Origin of the sequence: Micromonospora sp. CPCC 206171 (genome assembly GCF_036906755.1) — a bacterium.
In the GTDB taxonomy this organism is placed as follows: Bacteria; Actinomycetota; Actinomycetes; order Mycobacteriales; family Micromonosporaceae; genus Micromonospora; species Micromonospora purpureochromogenes.
On record NZ_JBAKHT010000008.1, the window covers coordinates 112,154 to 131,994 of the forward strand.

Consider the following 19,841-nt stretch of genomic DNA (forward strand, 5'->3'; position numbering starts at 1 on the left):
AGGTCAGGCGTCGGCGGCGATGCCGTCGGCAACGGCGCGGGCGACGGTGAGCAGCTTGGCCCGGACCACCCGGGCCGAGGTCATCATCTCGCTGGCCGGCAGGGCGCAGGCCAGCGCGACCCGGCGTTCGATGTCCTTGTCCGGGGTGACCAGCACCGCCGCGCAGGCCACCCCCTGCCGGAACTGGCCCAGCTCCAACTGCATGCCGCGCCGGTCCCCGGCGGCCAGGTCCGCCTCGAACGCCTCGACCGTGGTCAGGGTGGCCGTGGTGAACGGGCGCATGCCGTACTCGCGCAGGTAGCGGAAGCGCTGCTCGGCGGTGAGGGTGGCCAGCAGGCACTTGCCGAGCGCGGTGGCGTGCGCCCCCTCGTCGAAGCCGGGGACCAGATCCTCCAGGTGCGGCGAGCGCGGCCCCTCGGCGACCGCCGTGACCGCCACCTGCCCGCCGACGAAGCGGCCCAGGTAGTGGCTCCAGCCGGTGTCGGCGGCGGCCCGGCGCAGCGTCTCCCCGACCGCTGGCGGCCCCCGGAAGGCGGTCACCAGCTCCCGGTACCGGTCGGCGACCTCCAGCCCCACGATGTAGGTGCCGTCCTCCCGCCGGATCACGTAGCCCTCGTAGGCGAGGGTGCGGACCAGGTGGTAGGTCGTCGCGACGGTCAGCTCGCACCGCCGGGCGATCTGTTTGACGGTCAGCCCCTTGGGGGCGCGACCGACCGACTCGAGCACGCGTAGCGCGCGGGAGACGCTCCGGATGAGATCCGAAGGCTCCGCCAGGGGGTCGCGCACAACCACCTCCGCAGCCAGGGACTTACACCATATGAAAAACCGCCCGGGGACGGAACGCCCGTTCGGGTCGAGGATTCCAGATCGGACCGCACGTGGCGTGTATCGCTGCGACACGCCGAGCGCCCGTGAGCTGGGCTCACGTAGGTTGGCCAGACGATGACCGACACCGCGCTCACTCCCTCGCCCAGCCCGCCGGCCGTAGCCCCGCTGCGGGCCGGCGCCGGCGCCATCGCCACCACCGTCGCCTCGGTCCTGCCGGTGTTCCTCGTCGGCGGCCTGGCCGTGCAGATGGGTGACGATCTCGGCTTCTCCCCCGCCGGCTTGGGTCTGGCCGTCTCGGTCTACTTCGGCATCAGCGCGCTGGCCTCGGTGCCGTCCGGCTGGCTGGTCGAGCGGTACGGCCCGGCGGTGGTGGCCCGGGCCGGCATCCTGCTGGCCGCCGGCTGCCTGTTCGCCATCGCGGTGCTCGCCCGGTCGTACCCGGTGCTGGTGGCCCTGCTCGGGCTGAGCGCCGCGGCGAACGCGCTCGGGCAGCTCGCCAGCAACGCGGCGCTGGCCCGGCACGTGCCGGCCCGGCGGCAGGGCCTGTCCTTCGGGGTGAAGCAGGCGGCCATTCCGGTCTCCACCCTGCTGGCCGGCGCGGCGGTGCCCACCATCGCGCTCACCGCCGGCTGGCGCTGGGCGTTCGTGGCTGCCGCCGGGGCCGCCCTGGCCGCCCTGCCCGCCGTACCCCCGGGGCAGGCCGCCCCGGCCGACAAGGCCGCCGGGGCGCGCGGCGGGCGGGCCACCGCGGCCCTGGTGGTGGTCGGCGTGGCGGCGACCCTCGCCGCGGCGGCCGCCAACGCGCTGGGCACCTTCGTGGTGGACTCGTCGGTGGCGCGCGGCCTCGCGCCGGGGCTGGCGGGACTGACCCTCACCCTGGGCAGCGCGGTCTGCGTCACCGCCCGGATCGGGGCCGGCTGGCTCGCCGACCGGCGGGCCGAGGGGCACGTGGCCGTGATCGCCGGGATGCTGGTGGTGGGGGCGGCCGGGCTGGGGCTGCTCGCCCTGGCCGGCGCGGTGCCGCTGGTGGTCGGCGTGGTGCTCGGCTTCGGCCTGGGCTGGGCGTGGCCGGGGCTGATGAACTTCGCGGTGGTCAGGCTGCACCCGCAGGCCCCGGCCGCCGCCACCTCGATCACCCAGACCGGGGTGTACGCCGGCGGCTGCCTCGGCCCGCTCGCCCTGGGCGCGACCGCCAGCGCGGCCGGCTATCCGGCGATGTGGCTCACCGCCGCCGTCGCGATGCTGGCCGCCGCCGCGTTCATGCTGCTCGGCAGCCGGATGCTGATCCACCGGGGCTGACATCTGTCGGTGCCGGCGACTACCTTGCCGATCATGAATTCGTGGCACCACGCCCAGTCCGCGGCGCGGAAGTGGGGCGGCACCCCGGAGGACTACCTGCCGATCGAGGAGTTCATCGACTCCTCGAAGCAGCTCATCGGGGACGTCCGGCACCGCTCGATGTACCACCACACCGCCGGCATCTACCTCTGCCAGCGGATCTTCGGCGCAGCGACCGCTGGCCGAGCTGCAACCCCTGCTCCGGGCGCTCCTCGACGACGAGGCGGTGGTCGAGTTCGGCTGGCAGCAGTACACGCCCTACTTCAACGACGGCGAGCCGTGCCACTTCGGCATCGACCGCCTCTGGGTGCGGACCACCGCCGACCGGCCCGACGCCGACCCGGACGACCTGCGCGTCGGCAGGTACGAGGACCCCCACCCGACCCTCGGCTGGCGGGGGTGGGAGGCCGGCCGGGAGTGGCCCTACACGGGCGCGGACGAGCCCCGGTACGAGCGGGTCCGGGCGCTTGCCGACGCCCTGGCCGAAGGGGGCTTCGACGACGTGCTGCTCGACGCGTTCGGCGACCACGCCACGGTCACCGTCCGCCGCGACGGCATCGCCGTGCAGTTCTACGAGCACGACTGACGGGCCGGGCCCGAGGTGGGGCGGCCCAGGGCGGCGGTGTCAGCTGGTGCGGTCGGCGATGTAGTCGCAGAGGGATTCGAGGGCGCCGCGGGCGGGGCCCTGCGGGAGCGGGGCGAGCTGGGCGCGGGCGTCCTCGGCGTAGCTGCGGACGGTCTCCCGGGCCCGCTTGAGCGCCGGCGACTCGCGGAGCAGGCCGAGCGCCTCGGCGTGCAGGGCGTCGTCGACCAGCGGGCCGGTGGCCAGGATCTCCCGCAGCCGCACCGAGGCCGCGTCGGAGTCGTCGGCCGCCCGGGCGTAGAGCACCGGCAGCGTCGGCACACCCTCGCGCAGGTCGGTGCCGGGCGTCTTGCCCGACTGCACCGACTCGCTGGCGATGTCGAGCAGGTCGTCGGAGAGCTGGAAGGCGACCCCGATGGTCTCGCCGTAGCCCGCGAGGGCCTCGGTGTGCTCCGCCGACGCCCCGCCGAACATGCCGCCGAAGCGGGCCGAGGTGGCGATCAGCGAGCCGGTCTTCTCGGCGATCACGTGCAGGTAGTGCGCCACCGGATCCTCGTCGGCCCGGGGGCCGACGGTCTCGGCGATCTGGCCGTGCACCAGGCGGGCGAAGGTGCGCGCCTGGAGTCGGACGGCCTCGGTGCCCAGGTCGGCGGCGAGATCCGCGGCGCGGGCGAAGAGGTAGTCGCCGACCAGGATCGCCACCGAGTTGGTCCAGCGGGAGTTGGCGCTCGGGGCGCCCCGCCGCACGGCGGCCTCGTCCATCACGTCGTCGTGGTACAGCGTCGCCAGGTGGGTGAGCTCCATCACCACGGCGGCCGGGACGACCTGCGCGTCGGTCGGGTCGCCGAACTGCGCCCCCAGCGCCACCAACAGCGGCCGGAACCGCTTGCCGCCGGCCTCCACCAGGTGCCGGGCGGCCTCGGTGACGAACGGGTCGGCGCTGGCCACACTGGCCCGCAGCTCGGCCTCGACGCCGTCGAGCACGCCCAGCACGGAGGCCTCGACGCGCGGATCGGTGAGATGCACCCCGAGCGCGCCGACCTGACTCGTGCCCGCCCGGCTCCGACGACCGCCGGAGCCGACGACGCCTGAACGCTCGCCAGCCGGATTCACCACGCCTTCCACCATGCCACACCCGTTCGACCTGCTAGGGAGCGGGGATACAGGCGCGGGGCCGGCGCGCCATCGCGCACCGGCCCCGCGTCCTCGGGCAGACGTCTCACCGCACGAACGCTGCGGCGTCCGTGGCCAGGTCGAGCAGGGGAGCCGGGGCCACGCCCAGGACCAGGGTGGCCGCCACGCCGATCATGAGCGCGGTCGCGGTCAACCCGCCCGGCACGGTGACGGTCGGGGTGCTCTCGCCCGGCTCGGAGAGCCACATCATCACCACGACCCGCAGGTACGGGAAGGCCAGCACCATGCTGGTCAGCACGCCGGCCACCACCAGCCAGGCGTGGCCGCTCTCCAGCGCCGGACCGAAGACCGCGAACTTGCTGGTGAAGCCGCTGGTCAGCGGGATACCGGCGAAGGCCAGCAGGATGAAGGTGAAGATCCCGGCGTAGAACGGCGACCGGCGGCCCAGCCCGGCCCAGCGGGACAGGTGGGTGGCCTCGCCGTCCGCGTCCCGGACCAGGGTCACCACGGCGAACGCGGCGAGCACCGAGAAGCCGTACGCGGCCAGGTAGAACATGGTGCCGGAGACGCCCTCGCCGGTCGGCGCGAGCACACCGACCAACAGGTAGCCGGCGTTGGCGATCGAGGAGTACGCCAGCAGCCGCTTGATGTCGGTCTGGGTGACCGCCAGCACCGCGCCGACCAGCATGGTGAGCACCGCGACCACCCCGAGGACCGGGGTGAAGTCCCAGGCCGCGTCGGCGAACGCCACGTGGAACACCCGCAGCAGGGCGCCGAAGGCGGCCACCTTGGTGCAGGCCGCCATGAAGCCGGTGACCGGCGTCGGGGCGCCCTGGTAGACGTCCGGGGTCCAGACGTGGAACGGCGCGGCGGCGGCCTTGAAGAGCAGGCCGATGGCGAGCAGCGCCATCCCGGCGAAGAGCAGCACCTGGCTGGCGGGCGACTCCTTCACCGCGGCGTGCACGGTGGCGAAGTCGACGCCGGCCGACCGGCCCGGGATGCCGGCGGTGAAGCCGTAGATCAGCGCCACGCCGAACAGGAAGAACGCCGACGCGTACGCCCCGAGCAGGAAGTACTTCATCGCCGCCTCCTGGCTCAGCAGCCGCCGGCGACGGGCCAGCGCGCAGAGCAGGTAGAGCGGGAGCGAGAAGACCTCCAGCGCGATGAACATGGTCAGCAGGTCGTTCGCCGCCACGAAGATCAGCATGCCGCCGATCGCGAAGGTGGTCAGCGGGTAGACCTCGGTGGCGCCGTTGCTCCCCTCGGCCTGCCGCCGGTCGTCGGCCGACTCGGCGGTGACCGCGGCCTGGGCGACGAACGCCCCGCCCCGCTCCACCGTGCGGTCACCGATCAGCAGCAGGGCCATCGCGGCGAGCACCAGGATGGCGCCCTGGAGGAAGAGCGTGGGGCCGTCCACCGCGATCGCCCCACCGGCGGTGAGCAGCCGGTCGTCGGCGTTGAGCACCGTCATCACCAGCGCGGCGAGCACCGCCAGCAGGGCGAGCGAGAGCTGCACGGCGTGCCGCCGGCGGCGCGGCACGAAGGCCTCCACCAGTACGCCGAGCAGAGCGACGCCCAGCATGATCAGGATCGGAGCGAGCGCCGCGTAGTCGATCGACGGCAACTTCAGCTCGGTCATTTTGCGGCCTCCTGGACGCTGCCGACCGTCGGGGCGGGATCGGTCCGGCCGACGTCGTTCATGGTCGCCTGGACGGCGGGGTTGATGACGTCGGTGACCGGCTTGGGGTAGAAGCCGAGCAGCACGATCAGGGCGATCAGCGGTGCGACCACGACCTTCTCACGCAGGCTGAGGTCACGGCGCATGGCCTCGACCTCGGTCAGCTCCGGATTGAGCGTGCCCTGCGTGGTGCGCTGCACCATCCAGAGCACGTACGCGGCGGCCAGGATGATGCCGAGCGTGGCGATCACCGCGACCGGCTTGTTCACCGTGAAGGTGCCGATCAGCACCAGGAACTCGGAGACGAACGGCGCGGTGCCGGGCAGGGCCAGGGAGGCCAGACCGGCGAAGAAGAGCACCCCGGCCAGCAGCGGCACCAGCTTGCCCGCCCCGCCGAAGTCCTTGATCAGGGCCGAGCCGCGACGGGCGATCAGCATGCCCACCACCAGGAAGAGCAGGCCGGTGGCGAGGCCGTGGTTGAGCATGTAGAGCACCGCGCCGGTGCCGGCCTGGGTGGTGAAGGCGAAGATACCGACGCCGATGAAGCCGAAGTGCGCGATCGACGTGTACGACACCAGCCGCTTCAGGTCGGACTGGCCGACCGCGAGCAGGGCCGCGTAGATGATGCCGATCAGGCCCAGCGCCAGCGCCCACGGGGCGAACCACTTCGACGCCTCGGGGAACAGCGGCAGGCAGTAGCGCAGGATGCCGAAGGTGCCGACCTTGTCGAGCACGCCGACCAGCAGGGCGGCGGCCCCGGCCGGAGCGGCGCCACCGGCGTCCGGCAGCCAGGTGTGGAACGGGAAGAACGGCGCCTTGATCGCGAAGGCGAGGAAGAAGCCGAGGAAGAGCCAGCGCTCGGTGCCGGTGGAGATGTCCACCTGGGTCAGCGCCTGCCAGTCGAAGGTCTTCCCGCCGACCACCCAGAGGCCGATCACCGCGGCGAGCATGAACAGCCCGCCGACGAGCGAGTAGAGGAAGAACTTCACCGCCGCGTACTGCCGCTGGTGGCCGCCGTAGCTGCCGATCAGGAAGTACATCGGGACCAGCATGACCTCGAAGAACACGTAGAACAGGAAGACGTCGGCGGCGGCGAAGACGCCGATCATCGTGCACTCGAGGACGAGTAGCAGGGCGAAGTAGACCGGCACCGACCGCTTCGACGACTCGGCGTCGTGCCAGGAGGCCAGGATCACCAGTGGCACCAGCACCGCGATCAGCATCAGCATGACCAGCGCGATGCCGTCGGCGGCAAAGGTGAAGTTGACGCCCCAGGTCGGGATCCAGGCGTACGACTCACGGAACTGGAGCCGGTCGCCGTCGGCCTGGAACGAGACCCACATGACCACGGAGAGCACCAGCACCAGCAGCGACCAGCCGAACGCCACCTGCTTGGCCAGCTCCGGCCGGCGGCGCGGCAGGAAGGCCACCACCAGGGCGCCGACCAGCGGTGCCACGGTCAGCACCGAGAGGAACGGGAAGTTGGACATTATTCGGCCTTACCTCCGTCGTCACTGCGCCCTCCGCCGGTGGGGGCGGGCGTGTTGAGGTCGATCACGCCAGCCACCCCGCCTGCACGGCCAGGAACGCCGCCACCACGAGCAGCGCGCCGGTGAGGATGGACGTCGCGTACGACCGGACGAAGCCGGTCTGCAGCCGCCGGAGCCGGCCCGACCCACCGCCGACCGCCGCGGCGAGGCCGTTGACCAGCCCGTCGACGCCCCGGTTGTCGAGGAAGACCAGCGCCCGGGTGAGGAAGATGCCCGGCTTCTCGAAGACCGCCTCGTTGAAGGCGTCGGTGTAGAGGTTGCGCCGGGCCGCGGTGACCAGCACGCCGGCCGGCTGTGGCGCGGTGGCCGTGCCGTTACGGAACAGCATCCAGGCGAGCCCGGCGCCGAGGACCGTGACCAGCAGCGAAAGCGCGGTGATCACGCCATGCGACAGCACTCCGTGCGCCTCACCGCCGGCCTCCTCGCCCAGCACCGGCGTCAGCCAGGAGGCGACCCCGTCGTTCCAGGCCATCAGGCCACCGGCCAGCACCGACCCGATGGCCAGCAGGATCAGCGGGATGGTCATCAGCTTCGGCGACTCGTGCGGGTGCTCGATGTCCTCGGTCCACCGCTTCGGCCCGTGGAAGGTGAGCACGAAGAGCCGCGTCATGTAGAACGCGGTCAGCCCGGCACCGAGCAGCGCGGCGCCGCCGAAGAGCCAGGCCGTCCAGCCCTCCCGCTCGAACGCCGCCGCGATGATCGGCTCCTTGGAGAAGTAGCCGGAGAGCGGCGGAATGCCGATGATCGCCAGCCAGCCCATGGCGAAGGTGATCCAAGTGATCTTCATGTGCTTCGACAGGCCGCCGAAGCGGCGGATGTCCACCTGGTCGTTCATGCCGTGCATCACCGAGCCGGCGCCGAGGAACATGTTGGCCTTGAAGAAGCCGTGCGCCAGCAGGTGGATGATCGCCAGCGCGTAGGCGCCGCCACCGAGGCCGACGCCGAGGAACATGTAGCCGATCTGGCTAACCGTCGACCAGGCCAGCACCCGCTTGATGTCGTCCTTGGCGGCGCCGATGACGCAGCCCATCAGCAGGGTCAGCGCGCCGACGCTCACCACGACCAGCTGGAGCGTGGCGTTGGCGGTGAAGATCGGGTTGGACCGGGCGATCAGGTAGACGCCCGCGGTGACCATGGTGGCGGCGTGGATCAGCGCCGACACCGGGGTCGGGCCCTCCATCGCGTCCGGCAGCCACGCCTGGAGCGGGAACTGGCCGGACTTGCCGGCCGCGCCGAGCAGCAGCAGCAGGCCCAGCGCCAGCACGGTGCCGGCCTGGAGCGCGCCGACGCCGTTGAAGACCTCGTCGTACTGGGTGGTGCCGAGGGTGGCGAACATGATGAAGATGCCGATCGCCAGGCCGGCGTCGCCGACCCGGTTCATCAGGAACGCCTTCTTGCCGGCGGTGGCCGCGCTCGGCCGCCCGTACCAGAAGGAGATCAGCAGGTACGACGCCAGGCCGACGCCCTCCCAGCCGAAGTAGAGCATCACGTAGTTGTTGCCGAGCACCAGCAGCAGCATCGCGGCGACGAAGAGGTTGAAGTACCCGAAGAACCGTCGCCGGCCCTCGTCGTGCGCCATGTACTCGACCGCGTAGAGGTGGATCAGGAAACCCACCCCGGTGATCAGCAGGACGAAGACCGCGGCCAGCGGGTCGAAGAGCAGACCGAAGTCCACCTTCAGGTTGCCGACCGTGATGAAGTCCCACAGGCTCAGCTCGACGGACTTGTTGTCCAGGCCGCGGAGCTGGAAGAAGTAGCTGAGCCCGAGCACGAACGCGGCGCCGATCGCCGCCACGCCGAGCCAGTGCCCCCAGCGGTCGGCCCGCCGGCCGAGCAGCAGCAGGATCGCCGCGCTGACCAGCGGGATCGCCACCAGCAGCCAGACGCTGCTCAGCAGGCCCGTGGCGTGGGCGTATTCCACAGTCTCTTCCACCGCAGGGCCCCTCAGTACTTCAGCAGGTTGGCGTCGTCGACGCTCGCGGAGCGCCGGGTCCGGAAGATCGACATGATGATCGCGAGCCCGACCACGACCTCGGCCGCGGCCACCACCATCACGAAGAACGCCATGATCTGGCCGTTGAGGTCACCGTTGATCCGGCTGAAGGTGACCAGCGTCAGGTTGGCCGCGTTGAGCATCAGCTCGACGCACATGAACAGCACGATCGCGTTGCGTCGCACGAGCACGCCGACGGCGCCGATGGTGAAGAGCACGGCGGCGAGGATCAGGTAGTAGTCCGGCGTCATTTGTCCGTCCCCTTCAGCGTGGTCTCCTCGGCGGTCAGCTCCCGCTGCGGAAGGATCGCCGGGGTGCTGCGGTCGGTCAGCCGGCCGTCGGGCAGGCGGGCCGGGGTGGCCACCGAGGAGGAGGTGGCGAAGACGCCGGGCCCGGGCTTCGGACCGGGGTAGTTGCCGGGGCGGAACCGGGACCGCATGGTGGCGACCTGGTCCATCTTGTCCTCCCGGCGCCGCTCGATGTGCGCCAGCACCATCGCGCCCACGGCCGCCGTGATCAGCAGCGCGGAGGTCAGCTCGAAGGCGAAGACGTACTTGGTGAAGAGCAGCCGCGCGATGCCCTGGACGTTCCCCTCGGCGTTGGCCTGCTCCAGGCCGACCGCGGTGACCCCGTCGAGCGCCCGGGACAGGCCGGTGCCGACCAGGCCGGCGAAGCCGAGCCCGAGCAGCACCGCGGCGACCCGCTGGCCGCGCAGCGTCTCGATCAGCGAGTCGGAGGCGTCCCGGCCGACCAGCATCAGCACGAAGAGGAAGAGCATCATGATCGCGCCGGTGTAGACGATGATCTGCACCATGCCGATGAACGGACCCGCCTGGAGCACGTAGAACACGCCCAGGCAGAGCATGGTCAGCACCAGCCAGAGCGCCGAGTGCACGGCGTTGCGGGCCCAGACCATGCCGATCGCGCCGATCAGCGCGAGCGGGGCGAGGATCCAGAAGGTGACCTCCTCGCCGCCGGACACCTGGCCCGCCGCGGCGAGCACCGTCTGCGTGGTCATGCTCCCGCTCCCTTGCCTGCCGCGGACCCGTCGGCGGCGGCCCGCTGGGCGTGCTGCTCGGCGCCGGGGAAGGTCACCCCGGGGTGCTCCTCGACCTGGTAACGGCCCGGGCTGTTGGCCGCGTGCTCGGCACCGGCCGAGGTGCCCGGGTTCGTCAGCGCGCCGACGTAGTAGTCCTTCTCGCTGTCACCCAGCCGCATCGGGTGCGGCGGCTGCTCCATCCCCGGCAGCAGCGGCGCGAGCAGCTGCTCCTTGGTGAAGATCAGGTCCTGCCGGTTGTCCCGCGCCAGCTCGTACTCGTTGCTCATGGTGAGCGAACGGGTCGGGCAGGCCTCGATGCAGAGCCCGCAGAAGATGCACCGGGCGTAGTTGATCTGGTACACGCTGGCGTACCGCTCACCCGGCGAGAAGCGCTGCTCGTCGGTGTTGTCGCCACCCTCGACGAAGATCGCGTCCGCCGGGCAGGCCCAGGCGCACAGCTCGCAGCCGATGCACTTCTCCAGGCCGTCCGGGTGCCGGTTGAGGATGTGCCGCCCGTGGTAGCGCGGCGCCGACACCGGCGGCTTGAACGGGTAGTCGGTGGTGACGACCTTCCTGAACATGTGCGAGAAGGTGACACCGAAGCCCTTGAACGTTCCGGTGATCGCGCCCACGTCACACCTCCCTGGAGTCCGAGCCGGCGATGTTGGCCGGCTCCCGCTCGGCGACCACGCGCTTGGTGCGCGGGCTCGGTGGTACCTGAAGGTCCATCGGAGGCAGCGGGAAGCTGCCGTGCGGCCGACTGTTGACCTGTTCCTGCACGGTCGGCTTCCGCTCCTGCCGGCGGCTCGGCCAGAAGAGCGTCACCAGCAGCAGCACGCCCGCGCCGATGGCGGTGGCGAGCAGCCGGTCCCGGGACTGCCAGTCCTCGATCGAGCGCAGCCCGGACAGGACCAGGATCCAGACCAGGTTGATCGGGAGCAGGACCTTCCAGCCGAAGCGCATGAACTGGTCGTAGCGGAGCCGGGGCAGCGTGCCCCGGAGCCAGACGAAGACGAAGACCAGGATCAGCACCTTGCCGAAGAACCAGAGCATCGGCCACCAACCGGAGTTGGCCCCGGCCCAGAAGGTGGTGATCGGCGCCGGTGCCCGCCAGCCGCCGAGGAAGAGCGTCGTGGTGACCGCGGACATGGTCACCATCGAGACGTACTCGGAGAGCATGAAGAGCGCGAACTTCAGCGAGCTGTACTCGGTCATGAAGCCCGCGACCAGCTCGGACTCCGCCTCGGGCAGGTCGAACGGCGCCCGGTTGGTCTCCCCGACGGTGGAGATGAAGAAGATTATGAAGCTGGGCAGCAGCAGGATCGCGTACCAGCCGGGGGCCGGGAGGTTGGCGCCGCCGATGCTGAGCTCGGTGCCGTTCGCCTGGGCGGCGACGATCCCGCTGGTCGACATCGTGCCGGCGGTCATGAACACCGCCACGATGCTCAGCCCCATCGCGACCTCGTACGAGATCATCTGGGCGCTGGAGCGCAGGCCGCCCAGCAGCGGGTACGTCGAGCCGGAGGCCCAGCCGCCGAGCACGATGCCGTAGATGCCCATCGAGGAGCAGGCCAGCAGCACCAGCACCGCCACCGGCACGTCGGTGACCTGCAACGGCGTCCAGTGGCCGAAGATGCTCACCATCGGGCCGAACGGCACCACCGACAGCGCGGTGACCGCGCAGATCACCGAGATGGTCGGCGCGAAGAAGTAGACGACCTTGTCGGCGGCCCGCGGGAGGATGTCCTCCTTGAAGGCCATCTTCAGGCCGTCGGCGAGCGTCTGCAGCAGGCCGAACGGGCCGACCTGGTTGGGGCCGGGCCGCACCTGCATGTAGCCGACGACCCGCCGCTCGAACCAGACGCCGAGCAGCGTGGCCAGCAGGCCGAAGACGAAGGCGAAGACGATCTTGCCGAGGACCAGCCACCACGGGTCCTTGCCGAAGTCGGCCAGCGTCGGGTCCTGCGCCAGGTAGAGCGCGTTCACTGGTTACCCCCAGCGTTGAGGAGGGGACCCGGACGGCCGGTCTCGTCCGCCGCGACCCGCCCGGCCGGGATGGCCGTGCCGGTGGCGGCGGGAACGGAGATCCGTACGACCGCGCCGGACGTCGCGCCGAGGCTGCGCCGGACGGTCGAACCGGGTGAGTTGGTCGGCAGCCAGACGACGCCGTCCGGCATCTCGGTGATCTCCGCCGGCAGGGTCAGCGCCCCCCGGTCGGTGCCCACCGTCACCGGGTCGCCGTCGGCGACGCCGAGCGTCTCGGCGGTGCCCTTGCCCAGCCGGACCACCGGCGGACGGGCGGTGCCGGCGAGGTGCTCGTCGCCGTCGGTCAGGCTGCCCAGGTCGATCAGCTGGTGCCAGGTGGCCAGCACGGCCTGGCCGGCGCCGGGCTGCGGCACCGTGGCCGGCGCGACGGACGGCGCGGCCGGGCGGTCGACCCGGGTCGGCGGCAGGCCGCCCAGCTCGCGCCGGACGCTCGGCACGTCACCGGTGCCCAGCCGGACGTCGAGCTGCGCGGCGAGGGCGTCCAGCACCCGGCCGTCGGTCATCGCGGCGGTGTTCAGCACCGCCTCGAAGGTGCGCAGCCGGCCCTCCCAGTCCAGGAAGCTGCCGGCCTTCTCGACCACCGGGGCGACCGGGAAGACCACGTCCGCCCGGCGGGCCACCGCCGAGTTGCGCAGCTCCAGGCTGACCAGGAACGGCACCGCGTCCAGGGCCTGCTCGGCCAGGCGCGGGTCGGCCAGGTCGGCCGGGTCCACGCCGGCCACCACCAGGGCGCCGAGCTGGCCGCTGGCGGCCGCCGCGAGGATCTGGTCGGTGTCCCGCCCGGCCTGGCTGGGGATCACCCCGGCCGGGATGTCCCAGGTCTCGCCGAGCTCGGCGCGGGCGGCCGGCTCGGTGACCGGACGCCCGCCGGGCAGCAGGTTGGGCAGGCAGCCCGCGTCGACCGCGCCGCGGTCACCCGCGCGCCGGGGCACCCAGGCCAGCTTCGCCCCGGTACGCCGGGCCACGTCCGCGGCGGCGGAGAGCGCGCCCGGCACGGTGGCCAGTCGCTCGCCGACGAAGAGGATGGCGCCCTCGGCGCTGAGCGCCTCGGCCACCGTGTCGTGCTCGGCGAGCACGCTCGCCTCCTCGCCCGGCACCACCCGGGCCAGCTTGGCCCCGAGCTTCTCCAGGCCACGGGTGGCGAACGGGGCGATCGCGTAGACCGTCAGCTTCTTCTTCAGGTACGCCTTGCGCAGCCGCAGGAAGAGGATCGGGCACTCCTCCTCCGGCTCCAGGCCGACCAGCACCACCGCGGGCGCCTTCTCCACGTCGGCGTAGGTCACCTCGGTGGCTCCGGCGACCGTGCTGGCCAGGAAGTCGGCCTCCTCGCGGGAGACCGGCCGGGCCCGGAAGTCGATGTCGTTGGTGTGCAGCACGACCCGGGCGAACTTCGCGTACGCGTAGGCGTCCTCGACGGTCAGCCGGCCGCCGGTCAGCACCGCCGTGCCCCGGGCGGAGTCCCGGGCGGCGCGCAGCCCGTCGGCGGCCCGGGTCAGCGCCTCGCTCCAGGACGCCTCACGCAGCTCGCCGGTGCGCTCGTCGCGGACCAGCGGGGTGCTGAGCCGGTCGAAGGCGCGGGTGTACTGGAAGCCCCACCGGCCCTTGTCGCAGTTCCACTCCTCGTTCACCGCCGGGTCGTCGCCGGCCAGCCGGCGCAGCACCTTGCCCCGCCGCCAGTCGGTGCGCTGGGCACAACCGGCCGAGCAGTGCTCGCAGACGCTCGGGCTGGAGACCAGGTCGAACGGGCGGGCCCGGAACCGGTACTGCGCGCCGGTCAGCGCGCCCACCGGGCAGATCTGCACGGTGTTGCCGGAGAAGTAGGAGTTGAACGGCACGTCACCGCTGTCGTCCCCGGACTCCGCGCCGTACGCGTCGTCCCGGTAGATGTTGATCTCCTCGGCGGACGACCGGCCCATCAGGTCGATGAACTTGTCGCCGGCGATCTCCTCGGAGAACCGGGTGCAGCGCTGGCAGAGCACGCAGCGCTCGCGGTCGAGCAGCACCTGGGTGCTGATCGGCATCGGCTTCTCGTACTCCCGCTTGTGCTCGTGGAACCGGGAGTCGGTGCGGCCGGTGGACATGGCCTGGTTCTGCAGCGGGCACTCGCCGCCCTTGTCACACATCGGGCAGTCGAGGGGGTGGTTGAGCAGCAGCAGCTCCATGACCCCCTCCTGCGCCTTCTTGGCGACCGGGGAGGTGAGCTGGGTGCGTACCACCATGCCGTCGGCGACGGTCTGGGTGCAGGAGGCGACCGGCTTGCGCTGCCCCTCCACCTCGACCAGGCACTGCCGGCAGGCGCCGGCCGGGGCCAGCAGCGGGTGGTCGCAGAAGCGCGGGATCTCGGTGCCCAACTGCTCGGCGACCCGGATCAGCAGCGCCCCCTTGGGAGCGGTGACCTCGACGCCGTCGATGGTGAGCGTGACGGTGTCGGGGGCCTTTACGACGTCAGTCATCAGTGCGCTCCCACCAACTGCTTGTCCGACAGCTTCGGCGCGGTACGTCCCTCGATGTAGTCGAGGTAGTCCTGCTTGAAGTACTTCAGCGACGAGGTCACCGAGCTGGTCGCACCGTCACCGAGGCCGCAGAACGAGCGGCCCAGGATGTTGTCGCAGGTGTCGAGCAGGGTGTCCAGGTCCTCGTGGGTGCCCTGACCGGCGAGGATCCGCCGGTAGACCCGGACCATCCAGTAGTTGCCCTCGCGGCACGGGGTGCACTTGCCGCACGACTCGTGGTGGTAGAACTCCAGCCACCGGTAGGTCGCGTAGACCGGGCAGTCCTGGTCGGAGAAGATCTGGGTGGCCGTGGTGCCCAGGATCGAGCCGGCCGCCGCCACCCCCTCGAAGTCCAGCGGCACGTCCAGGTGCTCGGCGGTCAGCAGCGGCGTCGACGAGCCGCCCGGCGTCCAGAACCGCAGGTTGTGCCCGGGCTGCATGCCGCCGGCCAGCTCGATCAGCTCGCGGAGGGTGATCCCCATTGAGCACTCGAACTGGCCCGGGTTGGCGATCCGGCCGGAGAGCGAGTAGATCATCGGGCCGGAGGACTTCTCCGTGCCCATGGTCTTCCACCAGTCCGCGCCGCCCAGCACGATGTACGGCACGCTGGCGATGGTGCCGACGTTGTTGACCACGGTCGGGCTGGCGTACAGGCCGTGGGTCGCCGGGAACGGCGGGCGCAGCCGGGGCTGGCCCCGGAAGCCCTCCAGCGAGTCCAGCAGCGCGGTCTCCTCACCGCAGATGTACGCCCCGGCGCCGGAGTGCACCACCAGGTCGAGGTCGAAGCCGGTGCCCTGGATGTTGCGCCCGAGGTAGCCCTTGGCGTACGCCTCCTGCACGGCGTTGCGCAGCCGGCGCGCGGCGTGCACCGCCTCGCCCCGGATGTAGATGTAGGCCCGGTTGGCCCGGATCGCGTACGACGCGATGATCACGCCTTCGACCAGCGAGTGCGGGTCGTGCGTCATCAGCGGCAGGTCCTTGCAGGTGCCCGGCTCGCCCTCGTCGGCGTTCACCACGAGGTAGTGCGGCTTGCCGTCGCCCTGCGGGATGAACCCCCACTTGAGACCGGTGGGGAAGCCGGCGCCACCACGGCCGCGCAGGCCGGAGTCCTTGATCAGCTGGATCAGGTCGTCCGGGTGCGCCTTGAGCGCCTTGCGCAGCGCCGCGTAGCCGTCGAGCTTCTCGTAGGTGCCGATCCGCCAGGCGTCCGGCGACAGCCAGCGCTTGGTGAGCACCGGCGTGAGCTTGGCCAGCGTCTCCGGCCGAGGCGTGGTCACTTCTGGCCCCCCGTTTCGCTCGCGACGGCGGGGCCGGCGTTGGCTCCCGCCTCCGCTTCCTTGAGGTTGCGCTGCTGCGCACCGGCCTCGTCGCCGGCGGGCTTGCCGTCGCCGGCCGGCGGGTTGGCCGCCACGCCGGCGGCCTCCGCCTCCTGCGCGTCGCGCGGCGCCGGCGCGCTGCTGTCCGTCGGGACCTTGGTGCCCGGGGCGTCCGGCACGGCGGTCTGCGCGTCCGGCTGCCGGGTCTCGGCGGTACGCACCTGCGGCGACTTGTCGTCCGGCGCCTTCACGTCCGGGGCGGTGCTGCCGCTGGCCGCGGCGGCGGGAGCCGGCTCGCCGGCACCGGCGTTGCCGGGCGTACCCGGCTTGGCGCCGTTGCCGCTCGCGGGCGGGGCCGCGGCGGGCTCGGCCTTGGCGGCTTCCGCGGCCTTCGCCTGCGCGGCGGCCTGGTCGGCCTCCGCCTTGCTCCGGATCGGGGTGCTGGGGTCGAAGCCGGGCACCGAGATCCCGTGCTGCTCGGCCAGGCGCAGGCCGCGCAGGGTCGGCTCACCCGGCCCGCCGTCGGCGACCGCGCCCTCGCGCTCGTCGGCGAAACCGGCGAGCTGCACCGCCATCTCCTTGAGCGTGCAGAGCCGGGCGCCCCGGGTCGGCATCGGCCGGCCGCCGGCGCGCAGCTCCTCGACCACCCCGAGCGCGCCCTGCGGGTCGACGCCGTCGAAGAAGTCGTAGTTGACGGTCATCACCGGGCCGTAGTCGCAGGCCGCGAGGCACTCGGCGTGCTCCAGGGTGATCTTGCCGTCGGCGGTGGTCTCGTCGTGCCCCACGCCCAGGTGCTCGGCGAGGGTGTCGTAGACCTCCTGGCCGCCGAGCACGTTGCACATGGTGTTGGTGCAGACGCTGACCAGGAAGTCGCCGGTCGGCTTGCGCTTGTACATGGTGTAGAAGGTCGCCACGGCGCCGACCTGGGCCTTGTTCAGCCCGAGCACCTCGGCGCAGAACTCGACGCCGGCCGGGGAGACGTAGCCCTCCTCGGACTGCACCAGGTGCAGCAGCGGCAGCAGCGCCGACCGGGACCGGTCGGCCGGGTACCGGGCGATGATCTCCCGCGCCCGCTCCCGGGTCTGCTCAGTGAAAGTCGTCGTCATCGGTCACATCCACCCATCACGGGGTCCAGCGAGGCGCCACCGGCGATCACGTCGGCGATCAGGCCGCCCTCGGCCATCGCCGGGAGGGCCTGCAGGTTGACGAAGCTCGGCTCCCGGTAGTGCACCCGGTAGGGCCGGGTGCCGCCGTCGGAGACCGCGTGCACGCCCAGCTCGCCGCGGGGCGACTCGATGCCGACGTACACCTGGCCCGGAGGAACCCGGAAGCCCTCGGTGACCAGCTTGAAGTGGTGGATCAGCGACTCCATCGACTGACCCATGATCTTGGCGACGTGCTCCAGCGAGTTGCCCATGCCGTCCACACCGATGGCCAGCTGCGCCGGCCAGGCGATCTTGCGGTCGGCGACCATCACCGGGCCCGGCTTCAACCGGTCCAGCGCCTGCTCGACCAGCTTCAGCGACTCGCGGATCTCGGCGAGCCGGACCTGGTAGCGACCCCAGACGTCGCCGTCCGGGTGGGTCGGGACGTCGAACTCGTACGTCTCGTACCCGCAGTACGGCATGGTCTTGCGCAGGTCCCAGGCCAGGCCGGCGGAGCGGAGCACCGGGCCGGTCACGCCGAGCGCGACGCAGCCGGTCACGTCGAGGACCGCCACGCCCTTGGTCCGCTCGGTCCAGATCGGCTGGCCGGAGAGGAGGTCCTCGTACTCCTTGAGCTTCTTCGGCATCATCTTGAGGAAGTCGCGGATCTTGGCGACCGCCTCGTCCGGCACGTCCTGCGCGACGCCGCCCGGTCGGACGTACGCGTGGTTCATCCGCAGGCCGGTGATGGTCTCGAAGATGTCGAGGATGTACTCCCGCTCGCGGAAGCCGTACAGCATGATCGAGATCGCGCCCAGCTCCATGCCGGTGGTGGCCAGCCAGACCAGGTGCGAGGAGATCCGGTTCAGCTCCATCATCAGGACCCGGATGGTGGTGGCCCGCTCGGTCACCTCGTCGGTGATGCCGAGCAGCTTCTCCACCGCCAGCGCGTACGCCGTCTCGTTGAACAGCGGGGAGAGGTAGTCCATCCGGGTCACGAAGGTCGAGCCCTGGACCCAGTTGCGGTATTCGAGGTTCTTCTCGATGCCGGTGTGCAGGTAGCCGACGACCGAGCGGGCCTCGCGGACCGTCTCGCCCTCCAGCTCCAGGATCAGCCGGAGCACGCCGTGCGTCGACGGGTGCTGCGGACCCATGTTGACGACGATCCGCTCGTCGTTGATCGGGTCCGTGCCGGCGACGACCTGGTCCCAGTCCCCGCCGGTGACGGTGAAGACCCTGCCCTCGGTGGTCTCGCGCTCGGTCGCGTAGTTGGACGTGGTCACTGGTAGGACCTCCTACGGTCCGGCGGGGGAATCTCCGCGCCCTTGTACTCGACGGGCACGCCGCCGAGCGGGTAGTCCTTGCGCTGCGGGTGCCCCTCCCAGTCGTCCGGCATGAGGATCCGGGTGAGGTTGGGGTGGCCGTCGAAGACGATGCCGAACATGTCGTACGCCTCCCGCTCCTGCCAGTCGGCGGTCGGGTAGACGGCGGTGACGCTCGGCAGGTGCGGCTGCTCGGCGGAGACCGCGGCCTCCAGCCGGACCCGACGCCGGTAGGTCATCGAGGTGAGCTGGTAGACGACGTGCAGCCGCCGGTCGTCCGCGCCGAGGTAGTCCACCCCGGACACCGAGGAGCACAGCTCGAAGCGCAGCGCCAGGTCGTCCCGCAGCACCTGGCAGACCTCGGCGATCCGCTCCGGGCGGACGTGCAGGGTCAGCTCGCCGCGGTCGACGACGACCTTCTCGATCGCGTCGCCGAAGGCCGGGTACGCCTCCTCCAGCGCGTCGCGGACCTCGTCGAAGTACCCGCCGTACGGCCGGGGGGTCTCCTCGATCGGCCGGCGCTGGCGGACCAGGCCGCCGTAGCCGGAGACGTCACCGCTGCCCTGGTTGCCGAACATGCCTCGGCCGGCCGGGCTGGACGGCGGGTGCTCGGCGGGGGCGCCGCTGCTGGCCCCCGCCGGGGTTACCGGTACCGGCACCCCGCCGTCGGTGGTCCTGTCGTTCGGTGCGGTCACTTCGGGCCCCCGTGCGCGTGGAGGTGGTTCTGGGCGTTCATCCAGTTCTCGATCCGCAGCTGCTCCTCGCGCCCCTCGCGGACAGCCTTCGTCCACTCGGCACGCCGGGCCTTGTCGTTGCGGTACGAGGACGGCATCGAGCCGTACGGCACGACCGGGACGTCGCCGCGTTCCTGGCGGGCCTGGAGCATCTTGCGGCCGTTCGCGCCCAGCGGCTCGTACATGATCTTCTCGCGGAGCTTGAGGATCGCGTCGATGAGCATCTCGGGCCGGGGCGGGCAGCCGGGGAGGTACATGTCCACCGGCACCACGTGGTCGACGCCCTGGACGATCGCGTAGTTGTTGAACATGCCGCCGCTGCTGGCGCAGACGCCCATGGAGAGCACCCAGCGGGGCTCCGCCATCTGGTCGTAGATCTGGCGCAGGACCGGAGCCATCTTCTGGCTCACCCGGCCGGCCACGATCATCAGGTCGGCCTGACGCGGCGAGGCCCGGAAGACCTCCATGCCCCAGCGGCCCATGTCGTAGTGCGGGCCACCGGCGGCCATCATCTCGATGGCGCAGCAGGCCAGGCCGAAGGTGGCGCCCCAGACGGACGACTTCCGCGACCAGTTGACCAGCTTCTCCACGGAGGTGAGCAGGACGCCGGCGGGGAGCTTCTCCTCGATGCCCATCTGACGTA

17 protein-coding genes and 1 pseudogene are annotated in these 19,841 nt (G+C 71.6%); 3 read left to right on the forward strand and 15 right to left on the reverse strand.

The window, feature by feature from the left end; translation table 11 throughout:
- Positions 1–3: 3 nt before the first annotated feature.
- Positions 4–786 (reverse strand): IclR family transcriptional regulator, encoded by a 783-nt coding sequence (locus V6U89_RS12465; protein ID WP_334571085.1) that lies wholly within the window; start codon positions 784–786, stop codon positions 4–6.
- A gap of 156 nt (positions 787–942) precedes the next feature.
- Here V6U89_RS12465 and V6U89_RS12470 point away from each other — a divergent pair, with 156 nt between their 5' ends.
- From V6U89_RS12470 to V6U89_RS12475, 3 genes and pseudogenes are all read left to right on the forward strand, one after another.
- Positions 943–2,127 (forward strand): MFS transporter, encoded by a 1,185-nt coding sequence (locus tag V6U89_RS12470; protein ID WP_334571086.1) that lies wholly within the window; start codon positions 943–945, stop codon positions 2,125–2,127.
- A gap of 33 nt (positions 2,128–2,160) precedes the next feature.
- A pseudogene (locus V6U89_RS30180) lies at positions 2,161–2,331 on the forward strand (DUF6915 family protein); the annotation flags it as partial.
- A gap of 61 nt (positions 2,332–2,392) precedes the next feature.
- Positions 2,393–2,752 (forward strand): hypothetical protein, encoded by a 360-nt coding sequence (locus V6U89_RS12475; protein ID WP_334571087.1) that lies wholly within the window; start codon positions 2,393–2,395, stop codon positions 2,750–2,752.
- Positions 2,753–2,791: 39 nt separating this feature from the next.
- On the opposite strand, the gene V6U89_RS12480 is transcribed toward V6U89_RS12475, so the two are convergent.
- From V6U89_RS12480 to V6U89_RS12545, 14 genes are all read right to left on the reverse strand, one after another.
- On the reverse strand, positions 2,792–3,877 hold the full coding sequence (locus V6U89_RS12480; RefSeq protein ID WP_334571088.1) for a polyprenyl synthetase family protein: 1,086 nt from the start codon (positions 3,875–3,877) through the stop codon (positions 2,792–2,794).
- Between the two features lie 91 nt (positions 3,878–3,968).
- On the reverse strand, positions 3,969–5,522 hold the full coding sequence (gene nuoN / locus V6U89_RS12485) for an NADH-quinone oxidoreductase subunit NuoN (protein WP_334571089.1): 1,554 nt from the start codon (positions 5,520–5,522) through the stop codon (positions 3,969–3,971).
- Positions 5,519–7,051 carry an NADH-quinone oxidoreductase subunit M gene (locus tag V6U89_RS12490; RefSeq protein ID WP_154940345.1) on the reverse strand — a complete coding sequence of 511 codons (1,533 nt, stop codon included), beginning with the start codon at positions 7,049–7,051 and terminating at the stop codon, positions 5,519–5,521. The genes nuoN and V6U89_RS12490 overlap by 4 nt, the downstream gene beginning before the upstream one ends.
- 64 nt (positions 7,052–7,115) lie before the next feature.
- Positions 7,116–9,044, reverse strand: a complete 1,929-nt coding sequence (nuoL, locus tag V6U89_RS12495) for an NADH-quinone oxidoreductase subunit L (RefSeq protein WP_334571091.1) — start codon at positions 9,042–9,044, stop codon at positions 7,116–7,118.
- Between the two features lie 11 nt (positions 9,045–9,055).
- Positions 9,056–9,355, reverse strand: a complete 300-nt coding sequence (gene nuoK, locus V6U89_RS12500) for an NADH-quinone oxidoreductase subunit NuoK (protein WP_088959269.1) — start codon at positions 9,353–9,355, stop codon at positions 9,056–9,058.
- Entirely contained in the window at positions 9,352–10,122 is a 771-nt protein-coding gene (locus tag V6U89_RS12505; protein WP_334571092.1) for an NADH-quinone oxidoreductase subunit J, read from the reverse strand. Before V6U89_RS12505 ends, nuoK begins: the two co-directional genes overlap by 4 nt.
- Positions 10,119–10,775: an NADH-quinone oxidoreductase subunit NuoI gene (gene nuoI, locus V6U89_RS12510; protein WP_334571094.1), complete on the reverse strand. Its 657-nt coding sequence runs from the start codon at positions 10,773–10,775 to the stop codon at positions 10,119–10,121. Before nuoI ends, V6U89_RS12505 begins: the two co-directional genes overlap by 4 nt.
- 1 nt (position 10,776) lies before the next feature.
- Positions 10,777–12,129 (reverse strand): NADH-quinone oxidoreductase subunit NuoH, encoded by a 1,353-nt coding sequence (gene nuoH / locus V6U89_RS12515; protein WP_334571096.1) that lies wholly within the window; start codon positions 12,127–12,129, stop codon positions 10,777–10,779.
- Positions 12,126–14,642 (reverse strand): NADH-quinone oxidoreductase subunit G, encoded by a 2,517-nt coding sequence (locus V6U89_RS12520; protein WP_334571098.1) that lies wholly within the window; start codon positions 14,640–14,642, stop codon positions 12,126–12,128. Before V6U89_RS12520 ends, nuoH begins: the two co-directional genes overlap by 4 nt.
- Positions 14,642–15,958, reverse strand: a complete 1,317-nt coding sequence (gene nuoF / locus V6U89_RS12525) for an NADH-quinone oxidoreductase subunit NuoF (protein WP_179802750.1) — start codon at positions 15,956–15,958, stop codon at positions 14,642–14,644. The genes V6U89_RS12520 and nuoF overlap by 1 nt, the downstream gene beginning before the upstream one ends.
- A complete protein-coding gene (nuoE, locus tag V6U89_RS12530) occupies positions 15,955–17,103 on the reverse strand; it encodes an NADH-quinone oxidoreductase subunit NuoE (protein WP_334571100.1) in 1,149 nt (382 codons plus the stop codon). Before nuoE ends, nuoF begins: the two co-directional genes overlap by 4 nt.
- Positions 17,100–18,425 carry an NADH-quinone oxidoreductase subunit D gene (locus V6U89_RS12535; protein ID WP_334571101.1) on the reverse strand — a complete coding sequence of 442 codons (1,326 nt, stop codon included), beginning with the start codon at positions 18,423–18,425 and terminating at the stop codon, positions 17,100–17,102. Before V6U89_RS12535 ends, nuoE begins: the two co-directional genes overlap by 4 nt.
- Positions 18,422–19,159 (reverse strand): NADH-quinone oxidoreductase subunit C, encoded by a 738-nt coding sequence (locus V6U89_RS12540; RefSeq protein ID WP_334571102.1) that lies wholly within the window; start codon positions 19,157–19,159, stop codon positions 18,422–18,424. The genes V6U89_RS12535 and V6U89_RS12540 overlap by 4 nt, the downstream gene beginning before the upstream one ends.
- Positions 19,156–19,833: a NuoB/complex I 20 kDa subunit family protein gene (locus V6U89_RS12545; protein WP_088959278.1), complete on the reverse strand. Its 678-nt coding sequence runs from the start codon at positions 19,831–19,833 to the stop codon at positions 19,156–19,158. Before V6U89_RS12545 ends, V6U89_RS12540 begins: the two co-directional genes overlap by 4 nt.
- Positions 19,834–19,841: the final 8 nt, after the last annotated feature.

What these genes read in the sequence shown, in the direction of transcription:
- V6U89_RS12470 (WP_334571086.1), top strand. Translation starts at nt 943, where the DNA reads ATGACCGACACCGCGCTCACTCCCTCGCCCAGCCCGCCGGCCGTAGCC.
- V6U89_RS12480 (WP_334571088.1), bottom strand. Translation starts at nt 3,877, where the DNA reads ATGGTGGAAGGCGTGGTGAATCCGGCTGGCGAGCGTTCAGGCGTCGTC.
- nuoN (WP_334571089.1), bottom strand. Translation starts at nt 5,522, where the DNA reads ATGACCGAGCTGAAGTTGCCGTCGATCGACTACGCGGCGCTCGCTCCG.
- V6U89_RS12490 (WP_154940345.1), bottom strand. Translation starts at nt 7,051, where the DNA reads ATGTCCAACTTCCCGTTCCTCTCGGTGCTGACCGTGGCACCGCTGGTC.
- nuoK (WP_088959269.1), bottom strand. Translation starts at nt 9,355, where the DNA reads ATGACGCCGGACTACTACCTGATCCTCGCCGCCGTGCTCTTCACCATC.
- V6U89_RS12505 (WP_334571092.1), bottom strand. Translation starts at nt 10,122, where the DNA reads ATGACCACGCAGACGGTGCTCGCCGCGGCGGGCCAGGTGTCCGGCGGC.
- V6U89_RS12520 (WP_334571098.1), bottom strand. Translation starts at nt 14,642, where the DNA reads ATGACTGACGTCGTAAAGGCCCCCGACACCGTCACGCTCACCATCGAC.
- nuoE (WP_334571100.1), bottom strand. Translation starts at nt 17,103, where the DNA reads ATGACGACGACTTTCACTGAGCAGACCCGGGAGCGGGCGCGGGAGATC.
- V6U89_RS12545 (WP_088959278.1), bottom strand. Translation starts at nt 19,833, where the DNA reads ATGGGCATCGAGGAGAAGCTCCCCGCCGGCGTCCTGCTCACCTCCGTG.